Origin of the sequence: Allobosea sp. UC22_33 (assembly GCF_042700715.1) — a bacterium.
Lineage (GTDB): Bacteria > Pseudomonadota > Alphaproteobacteria > Rhizobiales > Beijerinckiaceae > Allobosea.
On sequence record NZ_CP170556.1, the window covers coordinates 2782518 to 2807105 of the forward strand.

The 24588-nt window shown below is 67.4% G+C and carries 18 protein-coding genes and 1 pseudogene; 9 read left to right on the top strand and 10 right to left on the bottom strand.

Annotated features, from left to right (window positions below; genetic code table 11):
- Positions 1 to 106 precede the first annotated feature (106 nt).
- The 4 genes from tssC to ACFJGT_RS13240 form a co-directional block, all read right to left on the bottom strand.
- Positions 107 to 1612, bottom strand: coding sequence for a type VI secretion system contractile sheath large subunit (gene tssC / locus ACFJGT_RS13225; RefSeq protein ID WP_377838376.1), 1506 nt, complete (start codon positions 1610 to 1612; stop codon positions 107 to 109).
- A 149-nt stretch (positions 1613 to 1761) separates the two neighbouring features.
- Positions 1762 to 2292: a type VI secretion system contractile sheath small subunit gene (gene tssB, locus ACFJGT_RS13230; RefSeq protein ID WP_377838378.1), complete on the bottom strand. Its 531-nt coding sequence runs from the start codon at positions 2290 to 2292 to the stop codon at positions 1762 to 1764.
- 122 nt (positions 2293 to 2414) lie between these two features.
- On the bottom strand, positions 2415 to 3884 hold the full coding sequence (locus ACFJGT_RS13235) for a type VI secretion system ImpA family N-terminal domain-containing protein (RefSeq protein WP_377838380.1): 1470 nt from the start codon (positions 3882 to 3884) through the stop codon (positions 2415 to 2417).
- Positions 3885 to 3954: 70 nt separating this feature from the next.
- Complete coding sequence (locus tag ACFJGT_RS13240; protein WP_377838383.1) at positions 3955 to 4509, bottom strand: OmpA family protein; 555 nt, start codon at positions 4507 to 4509, stop codon at positions 3955 to 3957.
- Between the two features lie 118 nt (positions 4510 to 4627).
- On the opposite strand from ACFJGT_RS13240, the gene ACFJGT_RS13245 reads away from it, so the two are divergent.
- From ACFJGT_RS13245 to tagH, 3 genes are read left to right on the top strand one after another with little or no spacing between them, the layout of a single operon-like run.
- A complete protein-coding gene (locus ACFJGT_RS13245) occupies positions 4628 to 6487 on the top strand; it encodes a type VI secretion system Vgr family protein (RefSeq protein WP_377838385.1) in 1860 nt (619 codons plus the stop codon).
- A 38-nt stretch (positions 6488 to 6525) separates the two neighbouring features.
- A complete protein-coding gene (locus ACFJGT_RS13250) occupies positions 6526 to 7074 on the top strand; it encodes a DUF6931 family protein (RefSeq protein ID WP_377838388.1) in 549 nt (182 codons plus the stop codon).
- Positions 7075 to 7107: 33 nt separating this feature from the next.
- Positions 7108 to 8496 (top strand): type VI secretion system-associated FHA domain protein TagH, encoded by a 1389-nt coding sequence (gene tagH / locus ACFJGT_RS13255; RefSeq protein ID WP_377838390.1) that lies wholly within the window; start codon positions 7108 to 7110, stop codon positions 8494 to 8496.
- Positions 8497 to 8658: 162 nt separating this feature from the next.
- On the opposite strand, the gene ACFJGT_RS13260 is transcribed toward tagH, so the two are convergent.
- The 3 genes from ACFJGT_RS13260 to ACFJGT_RS13270 form a co-directional block, all read right to left on the bottom strand.
- Positions 8659 to 9012 carry a RidA family protein gene (locus ACFJGT_RS13260; RefSeq protein ID WP_091861342.1) on the bottom strand — a complete coding sequence of 118 codons (354 nt, stop codon included), beginning with the start codon at positions 9010 to 9012 and terminating at the stop codon, positions 8659 to 8661.
- A gap of 62 nt (positions 9013 to 9074) precedes the next feature.
- On the bottom strand, positions 9075 to 9857 hold the full coding sequence (locus ACFJGT_RS13265) for a hypothetical protein (protein ID WP_377838394.1): 783 nt from the start codon (positions 9855 to 9857) through the stop codon (positions 9075 to 9077).
- Between the two features lie 68 nt (positions 9858 to 9925).
- Positions 9926 to 10426: a PAAR domain-containing protein gene (locus ACFJGT_RS13270; protein WP_377838397.1), complete on the bottom strand. Its 501-nt coding sequence runs from the start codon at positions 10424 to 10426 to the stop codon at positions 9926 to 9928.
- 178 nt (positions 10427 to 10604) lie between these two features.
- Between ACFJGT_RS13270 and tssK the strand changes: the two are divergent.
- From tssK to ACFJGT_RS13300, 6 genes and pseudogenes are all read left to right on the top strand, one after another.
- Positions 10605 to 11943 (top strand): annotated as a pseudogene (gene tssK / locus ACFJGT_RS13275) (type VI secretion system baseplate subunit TssK).
- Positions 11944 to 12134: 191 nt separating this feature from the next.
- A complete protein-coding gene (tssL, locus tag ACFJGT_RS13280) occupies positions 12135 to 13385 on the top strand; it encodes a type VI secretion system protein TssL, long form (RefSeq protein ID WP_377848979.1) in 1251 nt (416 codons plus the stop codon).
- A 12-nt stretch (positions 13386 to 13397) separates the two neighbouring features.
- Positions 13398 to 17039: a type VI secretion system membrane subunit TssM gene (gene tssM, locus ACFJGT_RS13285; protein ID WP_377838400.1), complete on the top strand. Its 3642-nt coding sequence runs from the start codon at positions 13398 to 13400 to the stop codon at positions 17037 to 17039.
- 4 nt (positions 17040 to 17043) lie between these two features.
- Positions 17044 to 17751: a type VI secretion system-associated protein TagF gene (tagF, locus tag ACFJGT_RS13290; protein WP_377838403.1), complete on the top strand. Its 708-nt coding sequence runs from the start codon at positions 17044 to 17046 to the stop codon at positions 17749 to 17751.
- 10 nt (positions 17752 to 17761) lie between these two features.
- The gene (locus ACFJGT_RS13295; protein ID WP_377838405.1) at positions 17762 to 18571 is read left to right on the top strand and encodes a PP2C family protein-serine/threonine phosphatase; all 810 of its coding nucleotides are present in this window, start codon (positions 17762 to 17764) and stop codon (positions 18569 to 18571) included.
- The gene (locus ACFJGT_RS13300) at positions 18568 to 20706 is read left to right on the top strand and encodes a serine/threonine-protein kinase (RefSeq protein ID WP_377838408.1); all 2139 of its coding nucleotides are present in this window, start codon (positions 18568 to 18570) and stop codon (positions 20704 to 20706) included. Before ACFJGT_RS13295 ends, ACFJGT_RS13300 begins: the two co-directional genes overlap by 4 nt.
- Before the next feature lie 108 nt (positions 20707 to 20814).
- Here ACFJGT_RS13300 and ACFJGT_RS13305 read toward each other — a convergent pair whose 3' ends face one another.
- The 3 genes from ACFJGT_RS13305 to ACFJGT_RS13315 all read right to left on the bottom strand — a co-directional run bounded on the left by ACFJGT_RS13305 (position 20815) and on the right by ACFJGT_RS13315 (position 24546).
- Positions 20815 to 21093, bottom strand: coding sequence for a hypothetical protein (locus tag ACFJGT_RS13305; protein ID WP_377838411.1), 279 nt, complete (start codon positions 21091 to 21093; stop codon positions 20815 to 20817).
- 57 nt (positions 21094 to 21150) lie between these two features.
- Entirely contained in the window at positions 21151 to 22926 is a 1776-nt protein-coding gene (locus ACFJGT_RS13310) for a transglycosylase SLT domain-containing protein (RefSeq protein WP_377838413.1), read from the bottom strand.
- A 66-nt stretch (positions 22927 to 22992) separates the two neighbouring features.
- Positions 22993 to 24546: a methyltransferase domain-containing protein gene (locus tag ACFJGT_RS13315; RefSeq protein ID WP_377838416.1), complete on the bottom strand. Its 1554-nt coding sequence runs from the start codon at positions 24544 to 24546 to the stop codon at positions 22993 to 22995.
- Positions 24547 to 24588: the final 42 nt, after the last annotated feature.

Below are 24588 nucleotides of genomic sequence, written 5' to 3' on the forward strand. Positions count from 1 at the left end.
GCGGATGCGGGCCCGCTGTGGACGCACTTCTCCTGTCGCGCCACCCTCACACGGTCGGCGCGCCGAAGATCCTCGTTGTCGCCGTCACCTGCGGGTCAGGTGACGGTCACTGCTTGGGAGCTGGCAGTCGCGAGACCAGGCTCAGGCCGATATCCATGCCTTCGAGCTGGAAGTGCGGCCGCAGATAGAACTTGGCCGAGTAATAGCCAGGGTTCTCCTCGTCCTCGAAGACGTCGATGCGCGCATCGGAGAGCGGGCGCCGCGCCTTCGTCTCTTCGCTGGAATTGAGCGGATCGCCGTCGACATAGTCGGTGATCCACTCCTGCAACCAGCGGCGCAGCGGCTCCTTTTCCTTGTAGGAGCCGATCTTGTCGCGGACCATGCACTTCAGGTAATGCGCGAAGCGCGAAACCGCGAACATGTAGGGCAGCCGCGACGACAGGTTGTCGGATGCGGTGGCCGCCACGCCGTCCGGCCCCGAGAAGGCCTTGGGCTTGTAGAGCGACTGGGCGCCGATGAAGGCGGCCTTGTCGGTGTTCTTGCGATGGATCAGCGGGATCAGGCCGGATTTCGCCAGCTCCGCCTCGCGCCGGTCGCTGATCGCGATCTCGGTCGGGCATTTCAGATCGATGCCGCCATCGTCGGTCGGGAAGGTATGGGTCGGCAGGTTGAGCACCTCGCCGCCGGACTGGACGCCGCGGATGCGCGTGCACCAGCCATATTCCTTGAAGGCGCGGTTGATGTTGACCGCCATCGCGTAGGCCGCATTCATCCAGGCGTATTTCTCGCCCTTGTGCCCGTCGGTATCCTCCTCGAAGGCGAACTCCTCGACCGGCTCGGACTTGGCGCCATAGGGCACCCGGGCGAGCACGCGCGGCAGGCACAGGCCGACATAGCGGGAGTCGGCCGCGTCGCGCAGGCCCTTCCAGGCCGCATAATCCGGCGTATCGAAGACCTTGCCGAGATCGCGCGGGTTCGACAGCTCCGTCCAGGTATCCATGCCCATCAACGTCGGGTCGGCCCCGGCGAAGAAGGGCGCATGCGCCGCCGCCGCCACCTTCGACAGGTCGCGCAGGAGCTGCACGTCGGTCGGGACATGGCTGAAATGGTAGTCGCCGACCAGGCAGCCGAAGGGCTGGCCGCCGAGCTGCCCGAATTCCTGCTCGTAGACCTGCTTGAACAGCGGGCTCTGGTCCCAGCGCGCGCCGGGATAGGTCTTGAGATTGCGGTAAAGCTCGCCCTTGGAGACGTTCATCACCTTGATCTTCAACTGCGCATCCGTCTCCGAATTGAAGACGAGATAGTTGAGACCGCGCCAGGCGCTTTCGATCTTCTGGTATTCGGGTGCGTGCAGCACCTCGTTCATCTGCTCGGTCAGCTTGGCGTCGAGCCTGGCGATCATCTCCTCGATCGTGTCGATGACGTCGCCCTTGATCAGGGTCTGGTCCGCCAGCGCCTGGTTGACCAGGGTCGCGACGGCGTTCTCGACCTCGGTCGCCGCGCGCTCCGTCTTGGGCTTGAAACTCTGCTTCAGGATCGACGAGAAATCGTCGATCTCGCGCGTCTCGACTGGTGCCCCGCCGGGCTTTTGGGTTTGTGCTTCCGCTGCCATTGCCGCCTCGCTCGCTTAACCGCCTGCAGGCCCCGACCCCGCCGCATGCGGACAGGATCGTCTCAAACCTTCCGGAGCGTCGCTCCGGCGACAGAGCGGCTCGCGCTCCCTCGCCCGTTGCTCCGGGGGGCCGGGCCCGTGCCCTGCCCTCAGTTCGCCGTCTTGTCCTCGGAAGGCTCGCCCTTGCCGAGCCTGTCCTTCAGCGCCGCCATCAGCTGGGGATCGGCCAGCAGCGCCTTGATCTGGTCGCTCGCGGCCATCTTGCCGTCCATGTAGCGCAAGAGGTTGGCGAGCTGCTCGCGCGCCTCCAGCAGCTTCGCCGTCGCCGGAATCTGGCGGGCGATCGCAGCCGGGTTGAAATCCTCGAACTTGGAGAATTTCAGCGCCACCGAGAGCTTCTCGCTGCTGTCCTCGCCCAGCTTGTTTGGCACGTTGAAGGACACGGCCGGCTCGATCGCGGCCATGCGCTGATCGAAATTGTCCATATCGAAGTCGAGGAACTTGCGCTGCGAGATCTCGCTCTTCTCGACCGCCGAGGCGTTGCCGGAGAGATCGGCCATGACGCCCATGACGAAAGGCAGCTCGACCTTCTGCTCCGCGTTGTACGGGTCCTCATAGGTGATATGGACCCTAGGCGGCCTGTTGCGGCGGATGAACTTCTGTCCAGAATCTCCGGCCATGTGACGTGCCCCTCTGCATTCGTGCCACGCCGACGTAACGTGACATCCTATCCGTTTTCACCCGTCATCGATATAGTCGCGTAAGCGTGACGGGAGGTTCAAGGCGATGACGAATAACTTCCCTAGCTGTCGACCTCCGGAACCGGCACGACATCTGGCAGGATGTTGCCGAGAAGCGACATGAAATCATGCTGCGCCAGAGCACAGGCCTTGTCCATCAGGAGCGGCGTCGGGTGCGAGGGTTCGGCCTGGCGATAGAAGGCGGCGACCGCCCTCATCGCGCCGACCGCGTCCGCACGGCTGCCGATCACGATCGCGGACGACACGGAAACTACCGGCGCGGAGACGGCCTCGACCACCTCCACAGCAAGCTCCTCGCTATCGCTCCCGTCGGAAGCCTCCTCGCTCGCCTCGGCATCGCCGTCGTAGCCGTCCCCGGCCTCGTCCGCGCTGTCGCCGTAGCTCTCGTCCGTGTCGCTGCTCGTTTCGTATTCGCTCTCCGCCTCGTAGCCGTCGGGCGCCGGCAGCCGCTCGAGCGGCAAACGGAACCGGCGCTGCTCGCCGATCTCGAAGACCGCCTTGTCCACCTGGTCGGGGAACATGATCTGGATGACCTCGATCAACGACTTTCCGATCAGCTGCTGCGCCTGCCCGATCAGCAGGACGGCCGGGCTCGAAGGCTCGGTTTTGCGAAAGTAGCCGAGGCAGGCAGAGAGCGTATCCTTCACATGGAGGATGCTCGAAACGCTGCCGGGACTGAAGGTTGCGGTGTTTGCTGCCGATCCCTGCGGGCCGGTCGCCACGGGCTCCGGCCCCGACGCCTGATGGCCCGGGACGCGCCGTGCGACCGCGGCGTCGAGGAAGGCGGCGATCTGGTCCAGCAGCGTCGCCAGGCGCGGAAAGCCGAGGGGATGATCGACACCGACCTTCTCCAGCCAGATCGTCCGCAGGCGCGCGAGCGCATCACGCGCCGCGTTCACCTGCCCGAGAACCGCGACGAGATCATCGACCTCGACCTCGCCCAGCGCCGCCTGGATCGTGCTCGCGTCGGGGTGCTGCTCGCCCTCGACCAGCTTGGTCTCGCCGCTCGCGACGAGCTGGCTGCGGAACATGAATGGCCCGATCCGCCGGCTGACGAAGAGGGGCGCATGCTGCAGCGGCAGCACCACCGTCGCCAGTTCGTCGAGCCCCTGCAGCGCGACCTCGCGCATCACGAAATCGCCGTCCATCGCGCGGGGATGCATCTCCTCCCAGTAGCTGCCGAGGAGATCGGCCATGGCTGAGAGGCTGGCGGTAAATCCGGGAACGTCGCGGTTGAGGATCGTCAGCTTCGCCGCGAGCACGAAGAGCCGCAGGTCGCGCGAGCGCTCCAGCAGCTTGCCGAGATCGGCGAAGGCGGCGGGGAACTCGATGCTCGTCCGGTCGAAGGCGATCTGCCGCCCGTCGTCGTCGCGGCGGAAATACGAGACCGGCAGCGCGACCTCGAGCCGCGCCGTGGCATTCATGAAATCGAGATCGTCCTCGAGATCCGGCCCGCAGGGCTCGTCGGCCGAGGCCGGCTTCGTCAGTTCGGCGAAATTCAGGCCGGCCATCGCTCTCCCCGCTCACAGAAGCGGCGGTCCGGTCACGGCCGGGATCGCCGCGACCGTTTCGTCTCATGTTTCATTCGGTGCGCAGGCGGGTCTCCACCCGGCGGTTGTCGCCGGAGAGCGGATCGGACGCGATCGGCTTGCTCTGCCCGTAGCCCTTGGCCACCAGATTGGAGGCCTTGACGCCGTGCCCGCCGAGATAGCGCACCACGGCCTGGGCGCGGCGCTGCGACAGGTTGAGATTGTAGGATGCGCTGCCGGCGGCGTCCGTATGCCCCTCGACCATGAAGGTCTGCTTCGCGAGCTGCGGCGTCTTCAGCGCCTTGGCGAACTCGTCGAGATTGAGCTTGGCCTCGGGCTCCAGCTCGTCGGAATTGTATTTGAATTTCACGACGAGGTCGAAGGCGCTGACCGGCTTGGCCGGCTCGACCACCTGCCCCGCCCTGGCGCATTCGGCTTCCGTGCCGACGCAGAGGCCGCGCGTGATGGCGGGCTTGGGCGCCACGGCCGGCCCGAAATGCTTGACGATGTCGTCGGCCTTGTAGGTCTGCGCTCCCGCGTTCGCCATGGTGAGAACCAAAGCGCCGGTCAGGGCGACAAAGGCAGTGAGGCCGGGCTGCTTGCGCATGGGAACACTCCCGCTGGATTTCGCCGTCTGGCAGTTAATGACTTAGGGACGGAAGGATGACTCCAGAAATCATCTACGTCAAGATAAAAATAGCAGCACGAATCGAAAGGTTCAGTTGATGCCCCCCGCCCTTAGGCAAGACAATAGCACCGCGTCTTTCTCTACACCAAAGGGAAAAGACGAATTTTCTATTATCAAGTTCGAAGCCAGCGAAGCTTTGAGCGAATTATTTACTTATAATGTCGAAGCGGCCAGCAAGACTGAGAATGCCGACCTGCAAAGCACCATGAGCGAGAAATGCGCGATCAAGTTCACGCTCAAGAACAAGAGCGAGCGCGTTTTGAACGGCACGCTGGTCGACGCGCAATGGCTCGGCAAGCAGGACGATCTCTATATCTACCGCTTCACGCTCAAGCCCTGGCTCTGGCTGCTCTCGCAGCGGGCCGACTGCCGGATCTTCAAGAACAAGACCGCGATCGACATCATCAAGGAGATCTTCAAGAAGGAGGGGTCGGCGAGCTTCGACGATCGAACCAGCGAGACGCTCCAGCCGATCGACTACTGCGTGCAGTATCGCGAGACCGACCTCGATTTCGTGCTGCGCCTGATGGAGCAATACGGCATCTACTACTATTTCAAGCACAGCGACGGCGACCACAAGCTCGTGCTCTGCGATTCCCGCTCCGCCCATGACCAGGTCCAGGCGGCGGCCGAGCCGAGCTTCCAGGGCGATGCCTCCGGCTACGCCTTCGTGCCCCAGGGCAACCGCTTCCCGCGCAGCGCCGTCGAGCATCTGACCCACTGGTCGACGATCCGCCGCCTCCGCACCGGCAAGTTCGAGCTCAAGGACTATGATTTCGAGAAATCGGAATCCGACCTTACCGCCCGCGCCGAGGAGGGGTTTCCGAAGGCCAAGTCCTACGAGGCCTACGACTATCCGGCCGCCTACACCAAGCGCGACCAGGGCGAGCATTTCGCCCGCGTGATGGCGCAGGCCGAGCAGGCGCAGGACGACCGCCGCTATGCCGGCGGCGACGCCGCGAGCCTCTATCCCGGCGCACTGATGAAGCTCATCGACCACCCGACCGGCGCCGAGAACGGCGAGTACATCGTCGTCAGAGCCACCCATGCCTATGGCATCCAGAGCTACCGCTCGTCCGGCCGCCGGGACGAGGCGCTCTATCACGGTTCCTACGAGCTCCAGAAAAGCGACAAGCGCTTCCGCGCGCCGATCGTGACGCCCCGCCCGACCGTCTACGGGCCGCATACCGCCAAGGTCGTCGGCGAGAAGAACAAGGGCGAGGAAGGCGATATCGACGTCGACGAATACGGCCGCATCTGGCTGCGCTTCCATTGGGACCGCGAGGACGGCTCGACCTCCTGCCGCACCCGCGTCGCGCAGATGTGGGCCGGCAAGGGCTGGGGCGGGCAGATCATCCCCCGCATCGGCCAGGAGGTGATCGTCGAATATATCGAGGGCAACCCGGACCTGCCGCTGGTGGTCGGCGCTGTGGTCAACGACCAGCACAAGCCGCCCTACGACCTGCCGGCGAACAAGACCCAGTCCGGCCTCAAATCGGAATCGACCGACGGCGCCGGCTTCTCCGACACCTATAACGAGATCAAGTTCGAGGACCGCAAGGATCAGGAGGTCCTGGAGATCCGGACCGAGAAGGACCACAAGATCACGGTCAACAACATCGAGACCCGCGATATCGGCGAGCGCTACGACGGCGCGGGCTATTCGCGCGAGACCACGCTGAAGAAGGGCGACGACAAGCTCGACGTGCAGAACGGCAAGCTCGACATCGAGGCGCTCCGGGAGATCAATCTCAAGGTCGGCGAGAGCAAGATCACGATGACGCCCGGCAGCATCGAGATCACATCGCCGAAGATCACGATCCATAGCCAGGCGCTGACGGAGGTGAAGAGCGACGGCATCCTCACCATCAAGGCGTCGATGGTGAACATCAACTGACCGCACAGACCGATAGCGACCGAACGGCCGGAGCCTCCATGTCACGCCTGCGCTTCAGCACCGCCCGCGAAGTGTTCGAGACCTACCCAGCGGCCTATCAGGCCGTGACGATGGCGCCGAGCACGGAGCCGCCGCTGGCCTTCCTCGGCCGCCTCGTCAGGGGCCCGGCGCCGACGGAGGCTGCCGGCTTTTGCGCCTTCCTCTTGCCGCGGCGCGAGACGGTGTGGTGGGCTTTGCAGGCAGTCCGATCGATGCAGCCGCCCGGCACGCAGGACCCGGGCCTCGATGCTGCGGAAGCCTGGGTGCGCGAGCCCGGCGACAAGACCAGATTCGCGGCGCTGCGGCTGGCTCAGGTGGGCGACAGCGCAAGACCCGGCACCTTCGTCGCCTGGGCGGCCGGCTATTCCGGCGGCAGCATGTCGGAAAGCCACCCCATCCCCACGCCGCCGGATCTGACCGCCAAGATGGCCCGGATCGCGGTGCTCAATGCGATCAACCGCCTGCCGGCCCGCGAGCGCGACGGCGCATTGCGCGCCTGCGTCGAAGCATGCATTCGTTTGGCTGAAGACGATGCCGGCAAGCGCTGATCCTTCCGCTCGGGCCGTAACGGGATATCCGCGATGGCGCTGACACTGACGATCGAGAACGAAACCTCTCTGCCCGACGGCGGCCCGCTCAGCGTCACCACCAGCGGCGGGCGCGGCCTCGATATCGGCCGCGACCAGCACCTGGACTGGGCCCTGCCCGATCCCACACGCGCCGTCTCCGGCCGCCACTGCGAGATCCGCTTCCGTGACGGCGGCTGGTGGCTGCGCGACATCTCGACCAACGGCACCTTCGTCAATGGCGGCGAGCATCGCGTGCAGTCGCCCTACCGGCTCCAGAGCGGCGACCGGCTGGAGATCGGCCATTACATCATCGCCGTCGCCATCGACGACGAAGCCGGGCAGACATCGAGCGCCGCCCCACCCCCTCCGCCCTACGCAGCCCAGCCGGACTCGCTGTGGGCGCCGAGCGAGGAAGCCGCCCCGCCGATACCCCGCCGCGACCTGATGCCGCCAAGCCATGCCAGGCCGGTTCATGCCGGCTTCATCGACTGGGCGGCCGATATCCCCGCCCCGAATGCCGCGCCGGCGCCGCCGCCTACACAGGATTGGGCGCCCCCTCCCCCGCGCACCGATGAATTCGCCTGGGCGCCGCTCCAGCCGCAGCCTCTCCCGCCGGAAGAGCCGGTCGTGGCGATTCCGACCCCGCGCCGCCCGCCCGCAAGCACGCCATCAGGCGCCAACCCGTGGGACGAGCCCGCTGAGGATGCGGTTCCGCCGGAGATGCCGGCCGAACCGCCCCTTGCGTCCACGCCGGCCCTCACTCCTCCTGTCCCTGCCTTCCCTGCGGAGCTCGTGGCGCGGGCGGGTGCCCCCACGCCGATCTCGATGGGTGAGTTCATGCAGCGCTTCGCCAAGGGCGCCGGCGTCTCGCCGCAGGCACTGGCGACGCAGGACCCTGGCGCTTTCGCCGAGCAGCTCGGCGGCCTGATGCGGCTGATCGCCGAGGAATTGAAAAGCCTGCTCGCCGCCCGCGCGGAGAGCAAGCGCATCGCCCGCAGCACCAGCCAGACGATGATCCAGGCGCAGGACAACAACCCGCTGAAATTCTCGCCGACGGTCGACGACGCCCTGCAATTGATCTTCGGCCAGCCGCGCAGCGGCTATCTCGACGCCAAGCGCGCCTTCGACGAAAGCTTCCGCGACCTGAAGGCCCACCAGATCAAGACATACTCGGCCATGCAGCACGCCTTGAAGATGTTGGTCGAGGATCTCGATCCGCAGGCGATCAACGAGGCGACGGCGCAGGATGGCGGTCTCGGCGGCCTGATCGGCTCACGCAAGGCCAAGATGTGGGAGGCCTATGTCGCGCGCTGGGACGCCAAGACCGCGCCTTACGAGAACGGCCTCGTCGACGCCTTCATGATCTATTTCGCCGAGTGCTACGACCGCGGCGGGAAATAGCCAAACTCTCCTCTCAGGATGTCATCCCGGACAAGCGGCAAAGCCGCGCCGATCCGGGATCCATGCCGGAACATTCATGGGAGAGGCTCAGGCATGGATCCCGGGTCTTCGCTTCGCTGCGCCCGGGATGACACTGCTGGATCAGCGTCGAGCGGGCTGGGCTCAGCCCTTCGCCGCCACCGCGGTGATCTCGATGGCGTAGCCGGGCGAAGCCAGCTTCGCCTCGACGGTCGCGCGGGCCGGGGAATGGCCCTTGGCCACCCACTTGTCCCAGACTGCGTTCATCTCGCCGATCTTGCTGATATCGGTGAGGAAGATCTGGACGCTGAGGATGCGCTCCTTGCGGCTGCCGGCCTGCGCCAGCGTGTCTTCCAGCAGCGCCAGCACCTCCTCGGTCTGCTCGGTCAGCGAGGCGCCCTCGGTCTTCTCCGCGACATGGCCGGCGAGGAAGACGATGCCGTTGAAGATGGCGGCGTCGCAGTAGCGGGCGGCCAGTCCGATGCGTTCGATGGTCATGGGCTTTACGTCCTGTCGCAGGAGAAATGGAAGGGCCGGCTTGGCCCGCCAATCCTGCCCGGTCAAGCCGGCGGCAGCGCCAGGATCTCCCGGATGGCGCGCAATTGGAGCTGGCGCGGCGTCTCGTCCATCGCGGCCTTGTAATAGCCGAGGATGCTGAGCTGCTCGTAGGTCGCCCAGATCGAGTCGTCCTCGAAGGCGGCCATCCGCTCCTCGAAATTCAGGATCATGCCGTATTCCAGGCCGACACCGCGCTCGAGCGGCGGCGGGGTCGGCTTGCTGCGCTTCTGTGCCTCGGCCGCCGCGAAGGCGGCAAGCGCGCCCGGCTGCCAGACCTGCTCATAGGCCGCGACGATATCGGCCGCAGGTTCTCCCTTGCTGGTCAGCACCCTCCGGCAGGCATCGGCGAAGGCATCGGTCAGCCCGTTCGCCTCTGCGGCGGAATCGGCCTTGTTGTAGTCGGCCCGCAGCGGCTCGACATAGCCGAAGAGGTTTTCGAGCTGCCGCGCCGCCGGTCCCGCAAGGAACAGCCAGGGAAAGGCGCCGTCGATCGAGATCTGGCCGGGTAGCAGATGCGCCGCCTGCTCGCCATCGTCGGCCCGGAAGAACTGGCGCACCGCCGCCGTGCAGCTCACGTTCGGCACCGGCAGGATCGGGCGCTTGCGTCGCGCGGGATCGCGGATCAGCGCCATGAAGCAGAGCGTCTCGGCGACGCGCCCGTTGCGGGCAAGCCCATGGTTCTTCGCCCGCCGCTGGTCCGAGGACAGGCGTTGCACGATCTTGTGGCGAAAGCGCTCGATCTTCGCCTCCGCCCGATCCGGGACCGTCCGCCTGCCCTTGCCCATGGCACTCCGCCAACGAGAAAACGATTCAGCCTCAGCGGCTTCCGCCGGTTTCCTGAATCAATCTGCAATCAGCCGCCGATGATCACGGTCGGCAACCCCATGATGATCTTGTTGGGTGGCCCCAGTGCCTCGAGGATCGTGTCGCCGACCCGGCAGGCCGGCAGGTTGTTGATCAGCACGGTCTGCGAGCCGTCGATCACCACGCCAGGCCCATGCGGCTGCGGCGGCATCAATGTCAGGCAGTTATGGATGTCCGCCCCGCCCGCTCCGCCGGTGATCGCCGAGCTCATGGCGGAGAGCGCCGCCGTCTTCGCCGCCTCTTCCGCCGCCTTGGCGGCGGGCGCGCCGGGCGTTCCGGCAGCCGCCAATGTCGCAGCCTGCGCCGCCTGAAGGGTCGCGTCGGAGGTGGCCTTCGCGGCTTGAAGCGCGGCGGCGGCCGCGGCTGGCACACCGCGCCAGGCCGGCATGCCGCCGATGATCACGTTCAGGCTGCCCGGCCCGGGCTGGAGCATGCCGGGCAGCGGATGCAGCACCGGGTCCATGACGCGTGCGGCCGGTCCCTTGGGCATGCGGGCCTCCCCTGCTCGAACGGACTCGTTCCTCTCAGGACTGCCGCGAAAATCACCCCGCCGCATCCTTCAAGTCAATGACGGCGACGCGCGCGCGGAGCGCTAGCATTCGTTTGGTGACGCTTGGGCAAGGCCCGTATAAGCTCAGCCCGCCTGCCTTCGAGTGAGCGAGACCGGAATGTCGTGGTACAGCAAGGTCGTCTGGTCGGAAGGACTGTTTCTCAGGCCGCACCACTTCCAGCAGAGCGACCGCTATCTCGAAAACCTGCTGGAAAGCCGCGTCAGGAACGTCACGCCCTATCCATGGGGCTTTTCGGTGCTGGAGATCGACCGCGACCTCGCCCAGCAGAGCCGCATCGGCCTGCGCCGCGCCGTCGGCGTGATGCCGGACGGCACGCCTTTCGCGCTGCCCGACAACAGCCCGCTCCCGGCCGCGATCGAGGTCCCGGAGAACGCCGCAGGCCAGATCGTCTGGCTCTCGCTGCCGCTCGCCGCCGCCAATACGCGCGAGGTCGAGGACACGCTGAACGGCTCGGCCAGCCGCTATGTCCCGGCGAACGAGATGCTGATCGATTCCACCGCGTCGCTGCGCACGGAAGAAGAGATCGACGTCGCCCACCCGCGCCTGACGCTGGAGCTGCGCAAGACCTCCAAGGCCGGCTATGTCGGCCTGGCGCTCGGCCGCATTCTCGAAGTGCGCGACCGCGCCATCCTGTTCGACGAGAAATTCGCCCCGCCCGTGCTGGTCTGCTCGGCCTATCCGGTGATCGAGGGCTGGCTCGACCGCGTCATTGGCTGGATCGACAACAAGCTGGAGGAGCTCGCCCGTTACGCCGCCGATCCGACGGCCGGCGGCGGCCTGCAGAGCGCGGACTATTTCGTGCTCCAGCTCCTCAACCGCAGCATCCCTGTGCTCAAGCACATGCGCCGCTCGCGCTTCGTCCATCCCGAGCGGCTGTTCTCGGCCTTCCTCGCACTGGCCGGCGAACTCGCCACCTTCACCACCGCCGAGCGTCGCGCCCGCGACTACCCGGCCTACGATCATGACGACCTGGAAAACTGCTTCGCCCCGGTGGTGCGCGACATCCAGGACTTCCTCTCGGCCAATCTCGGCCGCCGGGCGATCCGGCTGGAGATCGTCGAGCGGGCGCAGAACGCCTTCATGTCGACGATCCGCGACCGCAGCCTCGTGCGCAACGCGACACTGGTGCTGGAAGTCGCCGCCCGCCGCCCGCTGACCGAGATCCAGGCGCAGTTCCCGCAGCTCTTCAAGGTCGGCCCCAATACCAAGATGAACGAGATCGTCCATGCCCATCTACCGGGCATCAATCTCGTCCACCTGCCGACGCCGCCACCGCAGATCCGCGCACTGACGGATCATGTCTATTTCTATCTCGACCGCACCTCGCCGCTCTGGCCGGAATTCTCGACGGCGAGTTCGATCGGCATGCATTTTTCCGGTGACTGGCCCGATCTCGAGCTTCGAGCTCTGGGCCGTTCTGGAGGGCAGGCGATGAGCGATCCGGGTTCGCCCTCAGATCCGTTCGGCCGCTCCGAACGCACGATCATCAGGCCGAACCCTGGTGGGCGCCGCGCGCCCCTGCCGCCCGCTCCCGCCACCCCGGCACCGGCCGCACCGCAGGCGCCCCAGCCCTATCAGCCACCGCAAGTGCCCTCGCCCGGCGTGCCCGGCACCGGTGACGAGTGGATGTCGCAGCCCACACCGATCCCGCAACAGCGGCAGGCGCCGCCTTCGGGCGGCGGCGGCCAGGCCCTGCCGCGCCGCGACCAACTCCTGACGCCGAACGCCAACCCGCTTCTGCGCGCCGCGGGTCCGCTCCTGCTCCTGCTCGGGCGGATGCGCGCCAACCTCTCCAACGCGCCCTTCGCCCAGCTTCTCGGCCAGGTCGGCGAATCCATCGAGGCCTTCGAGCATGAGGTCCGCGCTGCCGGCGTCTCGCACGAAACCGCGCAGACCGCGAAATACGTCATCGCTGCCAGCGCCGACGACATCGTCCAGAACATCCCCGGCGACGACCGCCATGTCTGGACCCAATACAGCATGCTCTCGCGCTTCTTCGGCGAGCGCATCGGCGGCGTGCGCTTCTTCGAGATGCTGGACAAGGCAAAGGCCGACCCGTCGGTCAATTACGACCTGCTCGAACTGATGCATGCCTGCCTCGCGCTCGGCTTCCAGGGCATCCACCGGACGTCTGCCGGTGGCGCCAACAATCTCCAGATGATCCAGCGCAACCTGTTCGAAACGCTGCGCCGGGTGAAACAGCCCGATCCCGAGCTCTCGCCACGCTGGCGCGGACAAGCGATCGCGCAGGCCCTCGCCGGCTTCAAGATCCCGGTCTGGTCGGTCGCAGCGATCGCGGCGGTTGCCCTGCTCGGCGTCTATTTCGTCTTCCGCGCCCTGCTCGCCGGCAATGCGGAGGCGGCCTCGACTGCGCTGCTCTCGGTCCATCCTAAGGGCGAGATCGGCATCATGCGCAAGGTCTTCTCGGCCCCGCCGCCGCCTCCCCCGCCTCCGCCGCAGCCGCCCAAGGTCTGCGCCGCCGTGCAGCCGCCGATCGTCTGCCTGGTGACGCCGAATGTCGTCATCGTCCGCCTCGTCGGCATCACCCTGTTCGAGCCCGGCCAGGCCGCCGTGCGCGCCGAGTTCCAGCCGCTGATCGACCGCATCGCCGCCGTGCTGGAGCAGGAGGGCGGCGCGATCAAGGTCGTCGGCCATACCGACAACGTGCCGATCCGCACCGCCCGTTTCCCGTCCAATGTCGAACTCTCGCAGGCGCGCGCCAAGGCGGTCGGCGACGGCCTGAAGGCCAAGCTCAGCAAGCCGGACCGGATCAGCTTCGAGGGCAAGGGCGCCGATACGCCGATCGCCCCCAACAATACCGCCGATGGGCGCGCCCAGAACCGGCGCGTCGAAATCCTGATCCAGCGGCAGAACTAGGAGGGCGAAGCTATGAATCTCGCCACCTGGCTGCGCATCCTCGCGATCCTGATCGGCGCGCTCGCGCTCGCCGCGCTGATCTGGTTCGGCAGCCCCTTCGTCGCCTTCGGCGAGGTCCGGCCGTTCGAATCCGTCTGGGTCCGCCTGCCCATTGCCCTGCTCTTCCTCGTCGGCGCGCTCGGCTGGATCGCCTTCATCGTCATCCGCCGCCGCAAGGCGACCGCTGCGCTCACCGAGGCGTTGGAGAAGGAAGAGGCGACCGGCGACGGCGCCGCCCTTTCCAGCGCCATGAAGGACGCGCTCGCGACGCTGAAAAGCGCGCGCGGCAAGGGCGGCGACTATCTCTACGACCTGCCCTGGTATGTGATCATCGGCCCGCCCGGCGCCGGCAAGACCACGGCGCTGGTCAATTCCGGCCTGAAATTCCCGCTCGCACGCGGCGCGACGCCCGCCGCCGTCGCCGGCTCCGGCGGCACGCGCTATTGCGACTGGTGGTTCGCCGAGGATGCGGTGCTGATCGACACCGCCGGCCGCTACACCACGCAGGACACCGACACCAGGGCCGAGAAATCGAGCTGGTTTGCCTTCCTCGACCTGCTCAAGACCAACCGTCCGCGCCAGCCGATCAACGGCGTGCTCGTCGCGATCAGCGTCGAGGACCTGCTGACCTCCTCAGCCGAAGAGATCGCCGCCCATGCCGACGCGATCCGCGCCCGCCTGCTCGAGCTGCACGAGCGGCTGAAGGTCGATTTCCCGGTCTATGCGATCTTCACCAAGGCCGACCTCATCGCCGGCTTCAACGAGTTCTTCGGTCAGTTGACCGAGCCGCAGCGGCGCATGGTCTGGGGCCACACCTTCCAGACCGCCGACAAGACCCGCAACATGATCGGCGACGTGCCGCCGGAATATGACGCGCTGATCGAGCGGCTGAACGAGCGCCTGCCCGATCGTTTGCAGGACGAGCACAACCCGACCGCGCGCGCCCAGATCTTCGGCTTCCCCAGCCAGATGGCGACGCTGAAGCGTTCGATCGTCGATTTCCTGACCCGCGTCTTCGAGCCGACGCGCTACCACGCCAATGCGACTTTGCGCGGCTTCTATTTCACCTCCGGCACGCAAGAAGGCACCCCGATCGATCAATTGATCGGCGCGCTCTCGCGCAATTTCGGCTCGGACCATGCCGGCGCGGCTTCCTTCTCCGGCAAGGGCAAGAGCTATTTCCTGACCGAGCTTGTCCAGAAGGTCGTGATCGGCGAATCCGGCTGGGTATCGACCGATCTCGGCGCCGCGCGACGCACGACCGCCCTGCGCATCGCCGGCTTCGCGACGGTCGCGCTGCTGTCGCTCGCCGCGCTGGGCCTGTGGTGGACGAGTTTCTCGCGTAATAGCGACCTGATCACCGCGACCAATTATGGGCTTTCCGACTATCGCAGCGCCGCAGCCCCCGTGCTGCAGGAAACCACGATCTCCGACCGCAATTTCAGCCGCGTCCTGCCGCTGCTGCACAAGCTCCGGAACATGCCCGCCGGCTACGCGACGAAGAGCGAGCCGACGCCGACGCTCGCGACCTTCGGCCTCAGCCAGCGCGATCGCTTGCAGAACGCGACCGAGATCACCTACCAGCAGGCGCTGGAGCGGATGCTGCGCTCGCGCATCATTTTCCGGCTCGAAGAGCAGCTCGAGGCCAACGCCAATAATCCCGGCTTCGTCTACGAAGCGCTCAAGGTCTATATGATGGTCGGCGGCCAGGCGAAGCTGGACCGCGAGCTCGTGACTTCCTGGATGCGGCTGGACTGGGCCGAGAACCTCTTCCCCGGCCCGGCCAATGCCAAGGGCCGCGAAGCGCTGGAGGAGCATCTCGCCGCCATGCTCGATCTCGACGAGGGCACGGGCGAGCCGATCGTCAAGCTCAACCAGTCGCTGATCGAACAGAGCCAGCGCACGCTGCGCCGCCTCAGCATCGCCGAGCGCGCCTATGAGCTGCTGCGCACGCAATCCCGCAGCGAAAGCCAGAAGGACTGGGTCATGTCCCAGCGCGGCGGCTCCGATGTCCGCCTCGTCTTCGAAGGCGTCACCGGCGAGGATCTCGACCAGATCCGCGTGCCCTATTTCTACACCTATGAGGGCTTCCAGAACGCCTTCATCGCCAAGCTCGGCGATATCGGCGACCAGATCGAGCGCGAACGCTGGGTACTCGGCGAAAACCTCGACCAGCAGGCGATCACCGCTCAATACGCCACGCTCTTCCCCGACCTGATGAAGCTCTACAGCCGCGACTATGCCGCGAGCTGGCAGCGCATGCTGAAGCGCCTGAAGCTCCGGCCGCTCAATGCCGACAAGCCGCGTTATGTCGCACTCAGCGCGATCAGCGCCGCAACCTCCCCCTTCAAGCAGGTGCTGGAAGCACTCCGCGACGAGACGCAGCTCACCAAGGAACGCCCCGACGCAAAAAAGGCGGTCACCCAGGCAGCAGCCCAAGCTGCTGCCGATACGCTGGCCCGGCGCGCGAGCAATGCACTGAGCCGCCTCGGGGCCAATCTGCCGCTGGCCGCGCCCGGCGTCGACCGCATCCTCGCGGGCGGCGGGGCCGACACCGCGCTCGGCGCCGATATCGAGAGCCAGTTCAAGCCGTTCCACGTCCTCGTCGACGGCGATCTCGGCCGCCGGCCCGTGGACCAGCTTCTGCAGACCTTCTCGGAGATCAACCAGAACCTCGCCACCGCCGCGACAAACCCGGCCCAGTCGGCGGCGGCGAATGCAGCGCTGGTCCCGCTGATCGCGACCTTGCGCGCCAATTCCTCGCGCTACCCCGCCCCCTTCGACGGCATGGTGATCCAGGCGGTCAATGATTTCGAAGGCGACGCCACCGGCGCGACGGTCGCCCTGCTGCGGCAGGCGCTGGCCGAGCAGGTCACCCGCGTCTGCACCGAGGTGATGAACAACCGCTATCCCTTCACCAGGGCCAGCGCCCGCGACGTGCCGCTCGCCGATTTCGCCCGGCTTTTCGCGCCCGGCCAGATCATGGACAAGTTCTACAAGGAGCGTCTGGAGCCCTTCGTCGATACCTCGAAGCCGCAATGGAACTGGCGCGTCGACAGCCGCGTCGCCCGCGCCCTCTCGCCGACGACGCTGCGCGAGTTCCAGCGCGCCAGCGAGATCAAGGAGGCCTTCTTCCCGACCGGCGGCAACCTGCCCTCCTTCCAGATGGTGGTGACCCCGACCGCGCTCTCGGCCGATGCCGCCAATGCCAAGCTGGAGATCAACGGCTTCACCGTGACGAGCCAGCAGGGCGTCAACACGCCGACCCCGGTGATGTGGCCGGGCGGCGGCGTCGGCAAGACGGCGGTGACGCTGACACTCGGCGGCGGCGGCGGCAACGCTTCCGGCGGCATGTTCAGCGGCGGCTTCTTCTCCTCCGGCCAGCAGGGCGGCGGCGGTGCGCAGGGCGGCGAGGCCAAGCTCTTCGAGAAGGAGGGCACCTGGTCCTTCTTCCGCCTGCTCGATGCCGGCTCGGTGCTGAAACAGGGCGACAATGTCGGCTTCAACCTTAACGCCGGTGGCCGGCAGGTCGGCTATTCCTTCGGCGTCGGCTCGCTCAAGAACCCCTTGATCCTGCCGGCACTGCGGGAAATCCGCTGCCCTTCGGGAATATGACCCCGTGCCCTGCGGCCTCTTCGGCAAGCTCCCGGCCAAGCGCGACTTCATCGCGCTGAACGCCCCCTCCGGCTTCCTCGCGGTGTATGAAAAGTGGCTGCAGGGCGGGCTAACGGCGAGCCGGCTCGAACTCGGCAACCGCTGGCAGGAGGCCTATCTCAACGCCCCGATCTGGCGCTTCTGGCTGGGCGGCGGCCATGGCGGGCAGACGGTGGCGGGCGCCTTCATGCCCTCCGTCGACGGCGTCGGCCGCTATTTCCCGCTGACCGTCTTCGCTGCCGCCAGCTCGGGCGCCGCGATCCCGCCGCCGGAGCTCGACCCTCAGGACACATGGTTCGAGGCGATCGAGGATTTCCTGTTGCAGGCGTTGGAGCCGCAAGCGAGCTACGAGGCCGTGGCGCAGCGGCTGAGCGCCCTGCCCCTGCCCAATGACCATCACCTCGCCGCGCCACCGCGGGACATGGTTCGGCTCGCCGACGGCACCATCGTCAGCGCCGCGATCGGCTCCGGATTCCCCGAGCGGCTGGCGGCCCTGCGCGTCGAGGACCATGCCCGCGCCTATGCCCATGCGTGCTATTTTTGGACCGTCGGCGGCCCGAATTTCGAGCCGCTCGCCCTGACCGGCCACGCCTTGCCCGATCCCTATCTCTTCGCCGGCCTGCTCACCGGCCGCTTCGACGGTCATCTCGCGCCCGAGCGCGCCGGGTCATGAGGGCGATGCCATGAACGACGCCCCGCGCCGGAACCCGGATTTCGAGACCGGCTGCATCAGCCATACCGGCAAGGTCCGCACGGCCAACGAGGACAATTTCATCCTGCGGCCCGAAATCGGCCTCTGGGCCGTCGCCGACGGCATGGGCGGGCACGAGAACGGCGCGCTCGCCAGCGCGACGGTGGTCGCGGCGCTGGAGGCTGTCGGCGCCGCAGGTTCCGCACCGGACTTGCTCGCCATGCTGGAAGCCGGCGTGCTCAAGGCCAATGACGATCTGCGCGCCGAGATCGACCGGCGCGGCGCGACCATGGGCGCGACGCTTGTCTGTCTGCTGATCCACCAGCGCCATTTCGCCTGCCTCTGGTCCGGCGACAGCCGCATCTACCTGATCCGCAGCGGCCGCATCGCGCAGGTCTCGCGCGACCATACCGAGGTCCAGGACATGGTCGATCGCGGCCTGCTGACGCCCGAGGAGGCGAAGCGCTCGCCGCGCCGGCACATCATCACCCACGCGATCGGCGTCCATGACACGCCCGAGCTCGACCTGGAAAACGGCGAGATCGCCGATGGCGACGCCTTCCTGCTCTGCTCGGACGGGCTGACCGAGCATGTCACTGACGCCGAGATACTGGCCGCGGTCGAGGCCGGCGGCGCGCAAGCCGCCTGCGACGCCCTGCTGGCGCTGACGCTGGAGCGCGGCGCGCGCGACAACGTCACCGTCGTGATCGTGCGCTATCGACAGGGGGCGAGCGAAAGGACACGCTGGATGCCGAACCGGTCTATGCGCGGAGTTACTACGCCAGGGAGCACAACGCCATGAGCGACGACTCCGAGCGCACCGTCTTCGCGCCCCGCGCCAATGCCCGCATCGGCACGAAGCTCAACGGCATCTACGAGATCGAGAGCCTGATCGCCGTCGGCGGCATGGGCGAGGTCTACAAGGGCCGCGCCATCCAGACCGGCGACGCCGTGGCGATCAAGATGATCCGCCCCGACATGGCCCGCGACGAGGCCGTACTCGCCCTGTTCCGGCGCGAGGCGGCAGCCCTGCACAACCTCTATAACGAAGCGATCGTCCGCTACTACGTCTTCGCCATCGATCCGGTGAGCGAAACGCCCTATCTCGCGATGGAATTCGTCGACGGACAGCCGCTCTCCGAGCGTATCCAGCAGGGGCCGCTCAGCGTCGAGGAGGCCGATATCCTGCGCCAGCGTGTCGGGCCGGGCCTGCATGCCGCGCACCGGCTCGGCATCATCCATCGCGACATCTCGCCCGACAACATCATCCTGCCGGGCGGCGATCCCTCCCGCGCCAAGATCATCGATTTCGGCATCGCCCGCTCCAGCATCCTCGGCGAAGGCACGGTGATCGGCTCCGGCTTTGCCGGGAAATACAATTATGTCTCGCCCGAGCAGCTCGGCCTCCATGGCGGCGAGGTCAGCGGCCGCTCGGATATGTATTCCTTCGCGCTGGTGCTGGCGCAGGCCCTGACCGGTCGTGCCATCGACATGGGCGGCTCCCAGGTCGACATCATCGACAAGCGCCGCCGCCTGCCCGATCTGTCCGGCGTCGATGCACGGATTCGTCCGCTGCTGGCCCGCATGCTCGCGCCCGATCCGAAGGACCGCCCGGCCGATATGGCGGAGGTCGCCAACTGGCAGGCCCCCGTTTCAGGCAAGAAGGCCGCCGCCAGGGCACCGACCGGCAAGGAGATATCGGATAAGCCGGGACGCTCGCCGCTGCCGCTCGTCGCCGGCATCGCCGCGCTCGCCCTGCTGGCGGGCGGCGGCTTCTATGCCTGGACGACGCTCGGTGGCGGCCAGACGGCCCGCGTGGCGAACAATGTCCCCCCGCCACTCTCGGAGTTGCCATCGGCCAGTGCACCCGCGGCCTCGGCCAGCGCACCGCCCGCCTTGACCGAGGCACCTGCAGCCCAGCCGCCGGCGACGAACAACCCGCCCGCCGCGCCAACCGAAGCACCGGCGCAGCCATCCGCGCCAGCGACACCGGCAGCCGAGAAGGCTCCTCCGCCTCAGCCGAGCCAGCCGCCGGTGGCACAGCCCCCCGTCGCACAACCGCAAACGCCTCCACCCCAGACGCCGCGGCCGCAACGGCCTCCACCCGGTTCCTCGGGATCGCAGGTCGCCGTCAATGTCGAACCGCCCCAGCAGGCGCCGGTGCGTCCTCCCACCCCCGAGCCCACCAAGCCGCCCCCGGCCGTCGAGGTGAAGCCGCCGGAGCCGCCGCCCGTCGCGGTCGTCATTCCGACGCCTCCCGCCAGCCAGAGCGTCGCGCCGCCGCAGGTCGCCGCCATGGTGCCCGAGCCCGAGCCACGCACGCCGGCCGAGCGGATCGAGCGCTATGTCCGCGACTATGACGGCGGCTCCTGCTTCTTCCTCTGGCCGCTGGAGATCGGCGACCGCAAGGCCACGCTGGAAGGCTTCGGCAGCGCGTCGGCCCCCTTCGTCGCCTTCGACGGTGCCTTCAAGGCCGCGCAGGGCTTCGAGGCGCAGATCCACCTGCGGCCGATGACCGAGGCGCAATGCCCGATGGTCGATTTCCTGCGTCGGCCCGGCGTCGGCATCGACCGCAGCCCCAGAATCCAGATCGGCGCCTTCAACATGAAGAGCGGTGAGATCCTCAACGGCTCGGTCGAGGCCGGCGGCGGCCAGAATCTCGACGTCGTGCTGATCGGCGACGATGGGCTGGTCTACAACCTCGCCAGTTTCGCAAAGCGCGAGGGCGGCAAGGTGGTCTTCAACCTCAAGCTCGAATCGACCGGCGGCGCGGCCCGCCCGCAGACCGTGCTCGCACTGGTTACGAAGGAGGCGCTGCCGGCACTATCAGGGCCAAACCCGTCACCCGCGAGCGAGTTCTTCGCCAATCTCAAGCTCGACCTCGCCCGCCAGAGCGGCAAGCTCGGCCTGGGGATCAAGTATTTCCGGATCGAGTGAGGCTTATGTTTCAGCCGTCATTCTCGGGCGCAGCGTAGCGGAGACCCGAGAATCTCATCGAGGAGATGCTCGGGTCGAGCCCGAGCATGACGGAGGCTGGCCCCGCCCTCACTCCTCCCGATACAGCACGCCCCACTCGTCCTGCCAGATGCCGGCCTTGTCCTCGACCACGATCGGCGCCTGGATCTCGTTGGCGAGGCGGATCGCCGTGCGGAAGGCCTCTTTCGCGGCCAGCTCCTCGCTGACGAAATCGTTGACCAGATGCCCGCCGGCGAGATCGGCCGGGCAGAGCACATGGCCGAAGGCCTCCCCGCCGCGCTCCGACAGCTTCAGCGTGATCGCATCGGTCGGCGGCTCGTCGACCTGTTCGAAACGGTTGGCCGGCATGGGCTTTCTCCTTTCGGTGCTCCCAGGGAGCGGATGGCCGCGGGCGGCGGCGGAACGTCATTTCTTCGGTTGTGGCCGGGCGATGCCGCCGCCCATGCCCGGCCTGACCGCGCTGTAGCGGTCGAGCCTGATCTTGATCATGTCGTTGAACTTCTTGTGGACCTCGGAGACCGAGAGCACCTTGGTCTCGCCGCCAGCATCGGCATAGAAGATCGGGCGGTTGGCCTGGGCCGGCCTCGGTAGCAGCTCCGCCGCCTTGACGCCCGGCGTCTCCTCCATCGTCTCGATGAAGGTTTGCGCCGCATCGGGGCCGAGGAAATGGATCAGGTAGATCTCGCCGCCGGTGAGGTGGCGCCCGAGCGCCCGCTCCAGCCTGAGCGTGTCGCGCTTCAGCATCTCGGCCGCCAGCAACGCCGAGATATAGGGCTCGCGCCGCATGTCGAGGATGCGCTGGCGCTGCGACCCGTCCGTCACGACGAATTGCCGCCCTGACCGGCCGATCAGCTTCACGTCGGCGGCAAGCCCGTGCTTCGTCCCGAATTCGTAGATCACGCCGAGCCAGGTCTGCTCGATGAACTGGTAGAGCCCAGTCGCCGAGGAGGTCTGCGCCTTCACCGCGGTCGAGAACGAGGATTCCTTGTCGGCGACAGCCATCAGCAGCGTTGGGTCGGCGCCGACGACCTTGCTGGCGCGCACGATCAGGTCGACGAGATGGCGGCGGATCTTGATCGGCCCGAAGGACAGGATCTGATCAGGATCGCCGCTGGAGATCTGCGGCGGCGGCTGCGGCGCGCCGCTCGGCGAGACTGGCCCCGGCGGCGGCCCGCTCTGCATCTTCGGCGGCACCAGCAGGATGTTCGACGGCAATTGCAACTGGTTGACCGGTACCTGCTGGGTCGGTGCGTCGTCCTGCGGCTTGATCGCCGCCAGCGACGGGTCGTTGTCGAGAGCGAACTGGGCGGCCTGCCGCGCGCCCTCCAGATCCTGCTCGACCGAGGACAGGATCAGCGAAGGCCGGGCCGGCGCATCCTTCAACGCGGGAGCCTCGACGGCCGCGATCTCGATGCCCCGCTCCGGCTGCGGTCGCTCCTGCTGCTGGAGCCGCGCATAGGCCAGGCCGAGCACGGCGGCGACCACGCAGGCCACGCCGGCCGCCACCGCGGCGATCGCCTTGCGGCCGGACGAAGCCTTCTTCGGCCGCGGATCGGATGGCTCGGCAGCGGCCTCAGGCTTCGCCGGAGCTGGTCGCGCGCCGGCCGGAGGAGCAGGCGTGGCTGGGCGCCCGGACGATGGAGCTGGAGCCGCCGGAGTCGGTCGCGGCGGTTCCGCCATCGCCGGCCGCACGGAAGGGGACGCGATCGGAGCGGGTAACGGGCGCGGAGGCGGCGGGCTCGCAACCGCCGGAGCCGCAGCGGCTTCTGGCTTTCCCGTCACCAGGCTCCGCAAGCTCTCCAGCCACCCGGCCTCCTCCTTTCCGGCAAGCACCGTCAGGTCGTCGACAAGCCGCTGAGCCATCACTTGCGGCACGCTCGCCTCGCGCGCGATCGTGCTGACGGCGGCCTTGCCGGATTGCTCCGACACCACCTTCACGGCGTAGAACCAGAGCTGGAGCGGCGTGCGCCGGCTTTCGAGCGGCGTTCCGGCAGCCGGATGGATCATGTAGTTGCAATGCTGGCAGGCGAAGCCGCGCAATTTCGGACGCGGTTCGAACTGCGCCGGCCGGCCGCATGCGGGACAGCTCATGCTCGTCCCGCCATGGCGCAGGCGCATCAGCGCGGCGAGGCAAGCCTCCTCCGGAAACAGCGCCTGGAATTGCCGGAAGCGCTCGCTCATTCCGCTGGCCCGCGCTCCATCGCCCCCTACCGCAAGGTTACCCCTCGGAGGGGCGCTTCACAATCGTCACGCCCGCAGCAGCCCGAGGCGCGCGACATCCTTCAGATGCATCGCCACCTCCTCGGCCGTCGCCCGCTCCGGCAGGTCCGGCACGGCGATGCCAGCTGCCCGGGCCTCCCCGAGAAAGGCGTTCATCGCATCGAGCAGCATGCGCTGGTCGCGCGAACCGTCGAGCAGGCTGACGAATTTGCGCACGACGACGCCGTCGAGCTGCACCGTGCGATGGCGCAGATCGGTGACCTCGGCGGAAGTCGAGGCCTGCCAGCGCGCGATCTCGCTGGCGGCCGGCTTCTCGCTGATCGCTGTCGTCAGCGGCGGCGCTTCCAGGCGAATGTCGAGCAACCCCGCCTTGAAGATCGCGACCAGGGCTTCGTCGAGCCTTGCGATCTCATGCGCGCGGTCTGGTCCAAGCTCGGCCGCCGCATCGCGGCAGGAACGCTCGACCAGCTCGTCCCAGGGAATGCTCGCCGGCCAGATCGCGCTGAGAATCCCAAGTGCCGCCTTGCAGACCGGCAGGTCGACGGCAAGCTGCACGCCCTCATCGAAGCTGAAGCGCTGGACACCGGGCTTCTCGTCGCTCTTGGCCGGCGCCAGCCGCGCATTGGCGGCGAGATGATAGGGCCTGAGAGAGCCCGGCCGCACGCCACGCCTCAGCGGGATCGCAGCCCGGCACAGCAGCGTCTCGCGAAAGGCCCGGCCGATCAGCAGGTCGAGCGTCTGCTCGCGCAGCGCCATCTGCTCCAGAGGCATCCTGTCGAGCATCTGCTGCGCTGGCCCCTTGGCGGCGCCGTAGAGGTTCGGGAACGAGGCCTCGGCCAGGAACTGCAGGCCGTTCCGCTCGGCGACCGCGAGCACCTCGTGCAGCGCGAAGGCGCGCGCACCGGGATTGAGATCGTCGTGATAGAGGACATTGTCGGGCAGTTCGTCGACCTGCTTCAGGCGCTGCCGCAGGGCCGCGCCGTGGAAGCTGTCGGGGTCGCTGCCTTCGGCGATCTCCTTCAGGGCCGCACGCGCCACCCGGACCCGCTCGCGCGGGTCCTCGATATCCTTGACCGCGAAGAGCATGACGTCGCGGGCGAGATCGCGCAGGCGGCAGCCGGGAAGCGCATTGTAGCTGACATAGGCGACGCCCTCGGGCGCCAGCAATTGCCCGAACAACCCGAGGATCCGCTCGCGCACGACATCCGGCACCCAGGAGTAGACACCGTGGACGATGATGTAGTCGAAGGTCCCGATCTCCTCGCCCACGGCAAGAATGTCGCGCTGCTCGAAGGCGAGATTGCTCAGGCCCAGCTCCGATGCATTGACGCTCGCCTGGCGGATCGAGTCGCCGCTGAGGTCGATGCCGAGGAAGCGGCTGCCGGGATATTGCGCCGCCATCGGGATGAGGTTGCCGCCACGCCCGCACCCCAGCTCGAGCACGCGCATCGCGCTCGGCAGCGCCGGGTCCATGCCGTGGAAATGGGCGATGGTCGCCAGCCGCGACGGGTGGGTCTGCGAGAAGGAATGGCCGGGATAGGCCACGGCGTCATAGGGATTGATGGCAGGATCGCTCGTCATGGCCGCTTCCGCCCCGCTCCGTCCGCGTCATTCCAGCCGAAG